This window comes from Candidatus Hartigia pinicola (assembly GCA_020541205.1).
GTDB lineage: Bacteria > Pseudomonadota > Gammaproteobacteria > Enterobacterales > Enterobacteriaceae > Hartigia > Hartigia pinicola.
The window spans coordinates 476,258-490,878 of the sequence record CP048208.1; the positions used below are offsets into that span (position 1 = coordinate 476,258).

The 14,621-nt window shown below is 21.1% G+C and carries 2 protein-coding genes and 2 tRNA genes; 2 read left to right on the plus strand and 2 right to left on the minus strand.

Annotated features, from left to right (window positions below):
- The first annotated feature begins 6,833 nt into the window (after positions 1–6,833).
- Positions 6,834–6,921 (plus strand) — tRNA-Ser (locus GFV14_RS01025).
- Between the two features lie 5 nt (positions 6,922–6,926).
- Positions 6,927–7,002, plus strand: a tRNA-Thr gene (locus GFV14_RS01030).
- A gap of 3,345 nt (positions 7,003–10,347) precedes the next feature.
- On the opposite strand, the gene ompR is transcribed toward GFV14_RS01030, so the two are convergent.
- Together ompR and lpxC are read right to left on the minus strand one after the other, a co-directional pair.
- The gene (ompR, locus tag GFV14_RS01035; protein ID WP_457914493.1) at positions 10,348–11,067 is read right to left on the minus strand and encodes an osmolarity response regulator transcription factor OmpR; all 720 of its coding nucleotides are present in this window, start codon (positions 11,065–11,067) and stop codon (positions 10,348–10,350) included.
- Between the two features lie 2,547 nt (positions 11,068–13,614).
- Positions 13,615–14,544, minus strand: a complete 930-nt coding sequence (gene lpxC / locus GFV14_RS01040; RefSeq protein WP_457914663.1) for a UDP-3-O-acyl-N-acetylglucosamine deacetylase — start codon at positions 14,542–14,544, stop codon at positions 13,615–13,617.
- Positions 14,545–14,621: the final 77 nt, after the last annotated feature.

Genomic DNA, 14,621 nt, shown 5'->3' on the forward strand with positions numbered 1-14,621 from the left:
TAGATTTTCAAGCGTTTATATTCCACTAAATTTTATTAGTAATAGCTAATTTTAACAAAATAAATATTACAAATATTATTAACTATGTTATATATATTATATAAAATAAGTTATTGATTAGTGTTGTATATTAATTAAATATTATTGTGATTTTTTAAAAATAAAAAATAAAGTATTTTAAGTAAGTTAATATTTATTAAAAAATTAATTAATATTTTACTAGAAAAATATTATTCATTAATTACATACAATATTTAGTGAAAAATAAAATGATTATAATTATGTTATTTTTATTTCTAGTTTTAATGATTATCTATAAAAATCTAAATTTTGTATTTATTACTATCTAATTAATGTTACATAATAATTTAATTAGATTGCGAAGCATTATTTTAAAAAAAATATTTATTTTATTAATATATATTATGTCGTAAATAAAAAAGAATATGTCAGGAATATTATAAGAAAAATTAACATTTTGAGTTAAAACGATAAAGGTTTATACGATTTAATGATATTACGGGTAGTAATTTTATTATTGTTGATAACAAATTAATGCTGTAAAATTTTTTATAGAGATTATTCTTCATGTTTTTAAAAACTATACTTTGAGTTTACACGGTAAATATATTATACTAAATTTAGTTACTATAGTATATTTATTTATTTGAAGATTTTTTATTCAAATAAGTAAAATATGAAATGAATATGATCATATATAAATAGTCCGATCGAAAATTTTTCTGTTATTATTTTTTATTATGGTATTGTTAAATTTATTTATAATTTTTACTAGTTTTTAATTTTTCTAAAACAATATATTAAGTGAATTTTTAGCCTATCTTATTTATATTAGTGTAATTTTATATAATCTTTTAATATATATTGAAAGGTTTTGGAATTACTATTGTTAACTAAAACTAGAAAGTTAAAATAATTTACATGTAATTAAAGTGGTATATTAATTTTTGTGAATCTTAAATGTAGTAGCTATAATTTCAAAATTTATTATTGAATATAAACAGGTCGATCAGCTATTAAAATAGTAGTAAGAGAGATAAGTAATAATAAATTTTTAATGATTCTGAATAATTCAAAACGATACTTTGTAAATTAATAAATAAAACGATTCATTAATTTAGTAATCTTAATTTTTAAATAAAAAATAATAGTGTTAAAGTTTATATTAACTTTCAGGAAGCAAATATATTATTTTTAATAAAAGTATTATTTCATTAATATTGAATAATTTCTAAAAATTATATGTGAATTAGTTAAAATATAAAAACATCTATCTTAAAACTGATAAATTAGGAGAAAGAAAATTTAAAACTCTTTTCTAAATTTATTTTAATTTAAAGATTAAAGATATAGTGTGAATGCATCAACTTTAGTGTAATAATTTTATTTATTGATGTCAGTAAGACTAGAGAAAAATTCAGAAATTTTAATATTGTCTTAAAGATATTAATATGATATGAGAAAAGAATACAAAATATATTTGTAGTCACTGTAAAGGATAGAAGATTATATACTAAAATTTTCACAGGATACAGATTGTTTATTACACTTTGTCGTAATTCTAGAGTTGACTATAAATTTCTATATATTTCTATTTTATACTTTTATCGAAATTTAAGGCTTATCAACGTTAAATTTAGTTGCTTGTATATTAGTTAATTTTAGTGTATATCAAAATATGTTAATGTATTGATTAATATAGAGAAAATGTTTTAATTATATCGCAAAATCTACCTATTAAGAAATAACCTATTATTTAAATATGAAAGTAGATAACGATTAGGTAATAAATTTCAGCTATTATGCGATGTATTTTACCAATAGCTACATAAAACTGAATAGTTAGCATTATTAAAAGCGTTTTCGATAAAATGAATAACTATTTTAAACCAATAATTAAAGTGAATGATTTGTGTCAAGAATAGTACATAAATATCTACAAATCATGTTACTAAAATGAAATGCAATCTTGTAGATATATCTAAGAGATAGATGGTGTTTTAAACTTTTCAGGAGTATGAAGTGCATACCAAGTTTTATAGTGGAGTAATTTTTGAATTTCTGTTGTTTTAGAGTTATGGTTTTACATTAAATTGAATAAAGTTTAATAGATAATAAAGTGCTAATTTTATTTAGATACTATTTTCTCTTTGGGTTTTATTTTTAAAAAAGATTAATTGTGTTTAAGTTGCATATATATATTTAGTTTATTAAATGGTTTACATAATATATGTTTATGATTCAAATAATCAAGGAATTTATTATTAATATTTATCAATGTTAGTATAAGAATTACGGAGCATTATATTTACTGTTTTGTGATTGATGTACTATAAATAAATACGTGTTAGGTAAGAAAAAGTACTAGCTTTGTTTCCTAGTAAAGTAATTATTATAAATGATTTTTATAAAAATTAAACTATTATTAAATATTTTCTTAGTATTAGAAATGTTGTTCTTATATTAATCATGTTTAATTAAATTTTTTGAAATATTTTTATATGAGAAAGGTTAAACGTCAATTAACTATTATTATTTTTTACATGATTGAATATTAAAATAAAATTTATTATTTTATTCATATGAATAATATTAGATGAAAGAAAATAATATGCACTTTTAAATGTTTATATTTAATATTCAACACAATTATTGATATACATATTTAATTTTATTATTGTAATATTAATCATTATTTGACCAACTAAATTTATATTATTATGAATTTAGTTATGATATAATCGTTTTTTTAAATAATGTATAAAGATCTTTTACACGGGTATTCAAATACTAGATTATTTGAATAAGGATTATGACGATTTTGTAAGTAGAGTACTAAACATGTTTTTTATCTTTAAATCAAATATATATTAATATACTTGATTTTTTAATTATAGATATTTTTAATATGATAAAATTTAATTATAAAATCGTTGTTAACATTTCAAATTAATACTTTTTTATTATTTTTAATGTTTCATACATTATTCTAAATAAGAATTTATCTTATTACAAAAGTAAATATAATCTATTTTATTCGTAGAAGTTAGTTTATTATATTATTTAACGTTTTTTTTGATATTATTCATTTGTTTATTTATTTACAATAAAAAACTTTACAATCATTAGAAGTGTATTGTTAGTATTAAAATAAAAAATAATTATTTGTAGCATGCTATTTATTAGCATCTATTTTTATTAAAAATTTATACTAAAATAAAAATAATTAGATAAGATCAGTATATTCTAAATTGATCTTTAAAAAAATATCTAAAATTTATTAGAATAATTATATTTTTAAGAAACGATTATGTATAATTTATATTATGATGACTAAATCTAATTTTATATTTATATTAAAAAGTTTTTACTCATTAGTTTATAAGATCACTAATTAGTGATGAAAACATATTTGCATTTAAAAATAGTTTTAAAATTCGATCTGTAAAATAGAATATGTTAAGAAAGATTTATTTTAATTTTTAATAAATAGAATAGAAATGCGTTTTTTTAAATTTAAATAAATATTAAAATTCCATAGAATGATCTTGATATTATATATATTCATTTATCAATAAATAGACTAAAATATATATTTTAATAAATTATTAAATGATTTTTATCATTAAAGATTGATTAATACTTTAATAAGATTTAACTTTTACATTTAATATAATAGAAATTAAATTAATGGAATAATTTTTATTTAAATTATTTTAAAAAAAGAATTATCTAGGCAGAACTTAGTTTATAAATAGAATTTTGTAATATATAATGATTATTATAAAATAAACTTTACAGTCCTAATTTTAATATTTTTATTAAATTTAAAATAAAATAATATAATTTTTTTAAATAGTTAAATTATTTTTTTCAATAAGAAAAGAGGTTAAAACTATTTAAATAATGATAATTATAATTATCATTATAAAGATTAAAGTTTGATATTTTTAAAATATATAGATATTTATATAAAATTTTAATTATTTATAATAGTATACTAATGTTATATTAATACCTTACTTTTAGTTATAACAAATTAGTTGAAAAATTTTTCGGACGATATGAAATAAAATCATATTATAATTTATCTATTTAAATTTCTATAAAACATATTTTTAAAGTAGATAAATCAATTTTTAAACGTAAACAATTATTCAGTCTATTTGTCATTATTATTTTTTGTATATATTTTAGTATTTATATTGTATTTTTATTACTATAAAATTAGATAATGGAATTATAATAAGATAAATTTTTTATTTTTTTAAGAATATTTTTTATTTTTTTTATATAAACACTGACTTTAGTATATAAATTTTAATACAATAATACGTATTAAAAATTTTTTAGTATGACTTTTATAGTTTTAATAATTGTATAATTATAATTATTAATTGTAAGTTTTATAATTAAGATTTTTATATTAAATATTAAATATTAAATATTAAATTATTTATTATATAAATAAATTATGTATTTAATTTTAATATTAAATTTTAATTTAAAATATAAAAAAGAATTTTTAATATATTAGCGTGAATGAATGTATGAATATTAAAATTATATAAAAATATTGCGAATTATAAAACTATTTTAAAATATTTTTATTCTATTTTTTGAGGTGCTTAAAGTGAAACTATATATTAAATGAAAATAATTTTAGTGATTATAATAAAAAAATAAAATACAGTTTAAAAATTTTTATATATTAATACTACAGTAATAAAAAAAAGGAAATAAAATTCTAAATTTGAGAAATTTATGTAAAAAACGTTATAATAATATTATCGTACTTAAATAACGTAACTTGATATTTCTATAATATAGAGTGTATTGTATTGAGCCATTTTAACAGTGTGTAACTTTTTATCATCTCAAGAATCCGACAGTTTTTTATTTGTATTACAATTATTTGTAATGAATTTTATGTATTAATATAATTTTTTCGATACTACAATCTATAAATTTTATATTTATGATAGTACTGAGAATTATTTTATATTATGCAATAAAATTTGAAGATTTACATCTCTGTGTTACATAATTAAAAATGTTTAATGCCTAAAAACATAAGTCTGATAGAAAATACTTATTTTTAAGATTGAAAATAAATAATTAACAAGTTATATTGGTATTATAATTTCTTATTATTCAGAGTAAAAGTGTTTTTAAACAATGTGTTGTATTGCATATTAAGTAAAACTTTAATACTTCTTTCAGTATATAATCTACTAATATTTATTACTGTTATTGTAATTAATAAATTATTAAATAATAAAATTATTTTATAAGTACACAATATATTTTAATTAATTTATCAGTAGTTTAACTATAGACTCATTATAGAATATTATTAATATGATAGATTATTTTTATTTTTACGAAGAAAATGAGTGTATATAAAAATTAGTGATAATTTAAAATAATATAAAAAGATTAATTATTCTTTAAGTAGAAAATAATAAAATTTAAATTTGAGATTAAGAAACATGTAATTAAAAATTTAATAATTAAAATTAAATTTATTAAATGAAATATTAATGTAAATAGTTTATAAAAATAATATTTATAAAAATATGTTTTTAATATATATATTTATAACACAAATAAAATAAATAATGCACTAATAATGCTATTTCTGAATATATTTAAAAATTTAATAATGTGTAAACTCAAATTTTATAATTAATATTATTTAAATTTTATTATTTAGTTGCATTGAATTTTTAATTCAATAAAGATGTATGAATTAACCAAATGATGCATTTAAAAATAAAGATACTAATAAATATAATTATTAACATGAATATAATTGTATCAATATGTAAATATAGATTATAGAAAATGTTTAAATAGATAAGATTTTAAATCAGTATAATAAAATTTGATAATGATTGTCGTTATTAGTTACGAATATATTTAATTGATTGTATGAATTTTGATATTTATACCTTTATGAATATAACTTATTCTATGGTGTAATGAAGATTTTTTTAATTACTGTAAGTAATGAATAATTCAGAATCTACAGAAATATTGAAATAGATTCTGTTAATTAATTCATACGGAAAATCTTAAGAAATAGTTATAATAAAAATGTTCAAATTATAATTCTAAATATTTGATACATATCTATTATCTAATAAGTTGCATTTACTGAATTTCTGTAAACTGTTATATGGTGATTATGAAAAAATAATTTTATTTATAAAATAATTTAAATTATACAATAGAGTGTATTATACTAGATAATACACTCTCTTATCTTAACGATTAAGACAAGAGGTTATATATATTCTTATCTCTTGTCTTCAAATAATTCTAATACAATCTCATAAACACTAGTAATTAATGTAATATGCAGTTTGACTAAAAATAATAATATTAATTGTTTAATTAAAAAATAACCAATTAATGTTAGTGGTAAATTTTTATCTGAGGAAGAGTATGTAGTTTCATAGTATACAGTACGTTTTAGTTTTTGATTTCTTATTAATGCACTTATGTATTACATATCACTTAATAAGTGATAATATGCTAACTGATAAATTATCTATTTTAATAATAGCTAAAAGTGAGAAATTAAATAAGTATGACAAAAATCTCAGTTGTATGAACCGTTTTTATATATTAAAAATATTATTTTCTTAAAATAGATAATGGATTTAAAGTTATCTAATAAATAGTTAGATATATAATTTTTATACAAATTGTCTGTAAGTGCAGTAGAGTAAACTGAAATATAACAATTAAATTTTTTCTTTTAATAGTAGACATTTTATAAATATTACTTCATAATAATTCCATATGGAAGGATGGCCGAGCGGCTGAAGGCAGCGGTCTTGAAAACCGCCGATGGGAAACTATCCTAGAGTTCGAATCTCTATCCTTCCGCCATATTAGCCGGCTTAGCTCAGTTGGTAGAGCAACTGACTTGTAATCAGTAGGTCACCAGTTCGACTCCGGTAGCCGGCACCAAATTACAACAGTTATTTTCTATGATATAAAATGTTTTATTTACATGCAGTTTATATATTTTATTAATACATTTTAGAACAATCAAGTGTTATTTATGTGCATTTATTACTATAGGAATATGCATCCAAGTGAAAGTATTGTATAATTATTAATATAATTAACTACTTATATGAATAAAGACTGAATCATCTGATATAAAAAACTAGAATTTTTGTTCTAATATAAGTATTTTATTTACTAAACTTTATTTATAAAATTTTTAAAAAATTATAATGTGATGTATTTACTCAGGATAATGAAAGTTTATAGATAGTGATATCACTTGATATTTATAAGTTGTATTTTGTATTTTTATATCTTTAAAAGTAATTTTTAGACAAATGATTATTAATCTATGTTCAAAAAAATAGAGTGGTATATATTATCATTTACGTGTATACCTCTAAAAAGATAAATCTCTTAACAATGTTGGTTTTCTAGCAGGGGAAAGTATTATAATATAATGCATGAAATTTTATATTAGAAAAGGTTAAAGCTTTTAACACAGCCTGCATGATGATCAATAAGAAGAGTGTTCAGAACGTAAATATATTTCATAAAAGAACTATTATGCCTAATAAGATGTTTTAGTATCAAACAATATATTACTGAAGATGTTCAGTATTACCTTATTGAAAATAGCATTAATAATTAGTATTGTCATGGCATTGTTACAGACAAACATGTATAATGTTAGTATATAAAAAATACTGATATACGTGAACAGGTATTAATAGATAGTTATGATACTAGTAAAATATTAACGCATTTTATGCATTATATATTAAGCGAAAAGTCTTAAGATAGCAATTTTCCAATAAATTTTATCTGAAATATGCCACCTTACTATTATATCAAAATAGTAGATATACTATCAGATAATATAAAACAATTCATGTAGTGTATGTTTTTTTACAGTGTTATTATGACAATTAGTAATAATTGTATAAAACTAAACCTTTAGTTTAATGTCTAATTTTTTTATTATATGCATTAAGTATATTCCTATACTGTGGCGTCTAATTATTTTTATAAATAGTATATGAGAAAGAAAATGATATGAAAATTGAGAGCATGGTGTTCTTGTAAATTAAAATAATATTTAATAAATTTTATTGTTAGCATGTTATCGAATTTTGAAGAGACAGCTCAGTATAATATAATTAGATACTCGATTAGTATGAGCGTCCCTCTTACAAGGACGAATGAAAAGACAATTTTATATCTTTTTAGTATAGAAATTATCGTCATTCTTTCATTTCTGAAAGAATGAGATAGCAATGATCAAATTGTAAAAGATTGTTTTATTGTATTATCTAAGCATATAAGCGCGAGAAGAAATGAGTAAATTACTTGTTTGGATTGTTGATATGCATTTAATATATCATATCTTTTAAACTATCACATAATCACTATTAGTAGACATTTATAAGTAATGATAAACAAAATTATTGATAAAATTCTACAAATAATATTGCCATATAGACATTGTAAAATATATTATACAATATAGCGATATTGTTTTGTAGTTATCTAATTCCCTTATTCAGACTTTATATGTAACTAATGTATATTTTGTATAGTACTCTGCTAATTTTCAACAGACATCTACCAAATATCAAATAATAGTATCAAATTTAGGAAATACCTGCTTATTATTGAAATAAAATTTTATCTATGTGTATATCAGTTATTAGACTATAATTATAAGTGTAAATATATAAGCTTTCTAAGAAATTATATTTTTTAAGATTGTATTTATAAAAATTCATTACGTCAATATTGCAAAAATAAAAAATATACAGAAGATAAGTGAATGTATTGAAAGCATAAAAATAGTTAATGTTATTTATTAAATATTAAGTTTGAATGCAATGTGAAACGCTTCTACTTTTATGCAAGATAAAAAGTATTAAAAGTGTGTGATTACGGTATTGTGTAGTTAGAGATTAGTTAAAATTTTATCTTGTGGAATGATAACTTAATAGTTAAAGAAAATGTATAACATAATTGTTGAAACACAGATAACAATAATTAATCATTACTTAGAAAAACTGTAATTTTGTATTTATTATACTGAAGATATACATTGTATGTATTTAAATATAATACATAATCTTAGCTATCTCAAATCATTTAATATACTATGTTTATTCTATAAATTTATCGTCTAGATGCCTCTTGAATGATTGTGAATATATTGCTCGATCATATTTTTAAAATATTATATGACATTAACTAAAAATATTTTCTTAAGTGCTTATGAAGTTTTTTGTGAAATGAAACGGATGGAAACGAAACGGATAAGTATTATTAATCATATGATCTTGGTGTAAAATTTTTTTGAGGAGTGAGTATTAAAATTATAACTGTATTTACAATAGAGTTAAGGTTTAAAAAAAATTATATACCTTTTTTAAAGTAATATAAAATCATTTATTTATTTATTTATTTATTCATTTATTTATTTATTTATTTATTTATTTATTAATGATAGAATTATTTTTAATATATTTATTAATATCTTTAGATAGAATATACGTTTTTTAAACTACTCATATAAAGTCATTAAATTAATATTCGTGAATTCTTATAGACTATAGTGATTTCTGACTTTTAAAAATTAATGTACATAATAATTTTTAGAGTTTTGACATCTTTTGTCATAGAGTTAAAATAAAAAATATTTATTCTAAATTTTATCACTAATTTTATTATTGAGAGACTCATATTATATTTCTCGTTTTATTGCATGATATTAATATTGAAATAATATTTTATTGTGTAAAATATATAGAATAATCTCAAAGGACAAGAAAGATAGAGAGTACATAGAAGATAAGAATGAAAAATTATTTTGAAACATTATTTTAGGGAAAGATAGAACTAAATGTCAAGTATAAAATAGCGTGTTATGTATAAAATTAGATATTATCATCTAAAATTCAGATTCAATAGTAATTTTTATTAATCTATTCTAATAAATTATTATTATTAATAATATTACTTTTAGCCCAATACAACTTTTTTTATTTATGCTGATTGGGCATAAAAGCAATGTGTAATTCATTGTAGATTATTACGTAAATTGAGAGAGATCTCCGTATTTTTAGTACTTATGCAGAATTATTTATTTTAGCGATTAATATTCATACTGAATAAGTGGAAATGGATTAATTTTTTGCAGAGTAACTTTTGTAAAAATAAAAGTATTTTTGTATACCTAATAATAGGTCTGGTAAAATAATAAAATATATAAAAATCATAAATAAGAAAATGCGTTAAGAGAAGAAAAATTTAGTTGTTTCATTCTTTAATACCGTCTGGTATAAAGACATAACCCAAACCCCACACTGTTTGTATATAGCGAGGATGAGCTGTATCTTCTTCAATCATATGACGTAAGCGTGAGATTTGAACATCAATAGAGCGTTCCATTGCACTATACTCACGACCTCTCGCTAAACTCATTAGTTTATCACGAGACAATGGTTCCCTTGGGTGAATAACCAACACTTTCAGTACAGCAAATTCTCCGCTTGTTAAAGGCATATTGTCTTCACCTTGAAACATTTCACGTGTGCCAAGATTTAGTTTAAATTTACCAAAATTAATTATTGTGTCTTCCTGAGCAGGTGCTCCCGGTAATTCATTAGCCTGACGCCGTAACACAGCCCGGATACGTGCAAGTAATTCACGAGGATTAAATGGTTTAGGAATGTAATCATCTGCACCGATTTCTAGACCAACAATACGATCAACTTCTTCGCCTTTAGCTGTTACCATGATAATTGGAATTGGGTTATTTTTACTTCGTAAACGACGGCAAATTGACAAACCATCTTCACCAGGTAACATTAAGTCTAAAACGATTAGATGGATAGACTCTCGAGTTAAGATTCTATCCATTTGTTCAGCATTAGCAGAACTACGAACTTGAAATCCTTGTTCTGTCAGGTAGCGCTCTAGTAAGGCACGTAAACGCATATCGTCATCAACAATAAGAATTTTATAACTTTCTTGCATGTTTTTAGCCCTCAAGATCTGCAATCTATTGAATTATTTGTTTTTCTGAATAAGAAAGAATGAAATAGTAATAGTTACTTTACTAATTTACCATTAACTTAAAATTTAATGAATAATTTTATACTGTATGTACTTAGATCTTTATAGCTTGTTTTTCAAACTCAATAAATTATTGTTTCTTCTTACTGAAATTAGTGAAAAGTAATTTTATCATCAATTTTTTTATTAATAACTTGTAAGACAACTTAGGAATAAATTAAAATTTCTTTCTTGACTAGTTTAAACTCGTCATGATCAAATAATTTCTATATTTTAATATTATTTTATCTTCTTATAGAAGAAATCTATACTTAAAAAATATATGATATACTTAATGTAAATCCGGACAGAGAGTTCTCAGTTTATCTTATATAATTAAATTTTCTGCAGGATCTTTTTAAGTATAATTATTTATTCATATATTATATTAAAATAAAAAAACTCAGAGTAGTAAGAGCAGTCCAAAAGTATTTCAATTCATTAGCCTTATTATTATCAGACAAATAACGTTCTATCCCTTTAGACGTTCAAGGGTATCATGTATTATTTTTTGACTTTTGTATATTTGAAAATATTGTTAGTGAAAGATGTTTGAAATACTAATATTCCAAAATATAGTGCTATATTGCTATTTTAAATTTTAGAAAAGCAGTACAATAACCGTAAGTTGCTGCAAAGTCAGAAACAAGAGAATATGTCGACTTCAGTGTATTGAATAGTAGTGAGTATTGAAAGTAATGCTCTTAATTATGCGTTTGTAAATATGAATAATATAAATATAATGTATAAAAAAGATAGAATAAAGATAAAAATTTTATGATATGAAAAATGTATTATAAGAATAATTAAACTTTATCCCATAATATTATAGATTATGATAGGTAATCTCATAGATATAAACGATGATATGATAACTTTTAGTTTTTATAAATAACCACTGTAATGTATAAAAGTATCTAAAAACAAAATTTGTATGTAAGTGAAATATTTTTAGATAGTGCAGATGAGATACTAAACATCATTTTGAATGATAACTAAGTTGTCATGAAACCTATGTTTAAATAATGACTATGTGTTCAATTATTGTATGTATATTAGACGCCTGTCTAAAAGTTTTGTTATTTATAAAAACGATCAGAATTATTTAAATATTTGTCTTAAAATTTTTTAATTTAGAAGATTTTATTTTTTTTATTGCTAAAAAATACTCAATAATTCTATGATTAATATATTCATATTGAACTGTTGCTTAATTTGTTAAGATGTATAAATGCTTATATAGATTTTAACTTTGTTTAATGTTTATTAGTGTTATTATACATGTATTTTAATATGCATTATTTAGCACTTGATTATAATTTTTATTATTATTTGTTTCACAAAGAGTATAGAAAATTTGGCAATACTTATAAAGTTTGTTTTTTAAATTATTCTATGATTACTATCATTAGTATCTGAATGTAAAATTATCCACCAATACATGAAGAAGATATTAAAATTTAAGACATTTAGTTACAATAATCGTGTAACATAACTTGTTTAGTTATTACTATATTTCAGAAGTAGTATGGTATTTGGTTTAAAATTACTATAAATTTTAAAAAATTATAATTGCCCCGTATATGAGGTAATCATAATAAATGCAGTAAATAATAATTGTTTTTAAGAGTAGATTATATCATAGTTAATTATCTTATATTCATAGAAACAACGCTGAATATAATCTAGGAAAATCTAAAAAACGCTCTCTATAATTGTGCAAACAAAAGTGTTATGCAATTAACTTCTTGCATAAAATTACTACTTAGATTATCTACTCAGTTTTGATGTATTTTTTGTTTTAATGATGAAAACATGTTAAAGTTTTTTGATTCTTCATGTAATATTCAATTCTAAAATAAATTGAATAACTGATTAAGTGATTCTTTCGATTTTTTAATATCAATGGTTACAGATGTAAAAAATAAGAAGCGTTAGCATTGAAAATAAAGATATTGATCTACATAGTTTGACACATAGTATGAAAATTTTATGTTTCAAAGTGTTGTGTTGTCTTTATCAGTCCGTTCATATAAATATATTCTATATTAGTGATTAAAAGCACCATCAGTAGATGGAGTAGTATTAACAATAAGAGATATATTGTTATATTGTTAGATAAACTTTTCTTATTATGTTTCGTATAGAAAGAATAAGAAACATCACTCAATCTGGTGATAATATAAATTGTTGCAGTATATAAATTTTTATTAGTTAGTATTGCTAAACTTTTAGTGTATAGAACTATTTAAGTATATTATATATATGTCTATTATGAATATAACAATACACTTTCATAATAATAATAAGACTAAGCATCTATTACTATTTATCGTTTTTTGTACTTACAACATCACGCTATGTATTAATTATCTTGAAAAACTTGTTGAAATTAATAAAAATCACACACTGATGAGCTACATTTGGTGCTGAGTGGTTTTTAATTTTATATAAAACTAACACTGAGTGTTAGCAGTAAAATTGAGTTAAAACAGTTGAAGGTGCTGTAAATGTCAGTGGAAATTCAGTGTCATTTTCGTATGTGATTAGATCCCAAGCAGATGTTTTTGCTAATATTATTTGTAATAGTTTATTATTTAGCGTATGACCAGATTTAAAAGCAGTAAATGCACCAATAATATTATATCCACACATAAATAGATCACCAATAGCATCAAGTGTTTTGTGTCGAACAAATTCATCTTCAAAACGTAAGCCATCTTCATTAAGAACATTGTAATCATCAACAACAATTGCGCAATCAAAACTACCACCTAAGCATAACCCTTTAGATTGTAGATGTTCAATGTCACGCCTAAAACCGAATGTACGCGCTCGGCTAATTTGACTAACAAATGCTTCAGAAGAGAAATCAATTTTATAGTTTTGCGTGCTATTATCAATAGCAGGATGATTAAAATCAATAGTGAAATCAAGTCTGAAACCATTATATGGTTTAAGCTCAGCCCATTTATCACTATATTCTACTCGTACTTTTTCTTTAATACGTAAAAATTTTTTTATAGCATTGAGCTCTTCAATGCCAGCATCCAGTAATAAAAATACAAATGGTGCTGCACTACCATCCATAATTGGGATTTCAGGTGCATTCACCTCAACTACTAGGTTATCAATACCTAATCCTGCTAAAGCTGCATTTAAATGTTCTACAGTTGAAATACGTATGTTATCTTTATTGACTAAGCAAGTACATAACATGGTATCATGCACAGAAGTAACATCAGCTAAAAAATCAACTGGAGGATTTAGGTCAGTACGACGGTAGATAATCCCAGTATTTTCTGATGCTGGACGTAGAGTTAATTTAACTTTTTTACCAGTATGTAAACCGACACCTGTCGCTTCTATTATACGTTTAAGTGTTTTTTGTTTAATCATCATATTGTTCTCGCAAGATTATCTGTCCTGCTAATTATTTTACAAGATAATTAGCAGAATAGTTTAGTACAAAAATC

Excerpts from the sequence above, each read along its gene's own strand:
- ompR (WP_457914493.1), bottom strand. The coding sequence starts at position 11,067 with ATGCAAGAAAGTTATAAAATTCTTATTGTTGATGACGATATGCGTTTA.
- lpxC (WP_457914663.1), bottom strand. The coding sequence starts at position 14,544 with ATGATTAAACAAAAAACACTTAAACGTATAATAGAAGCGACAGGTGTC.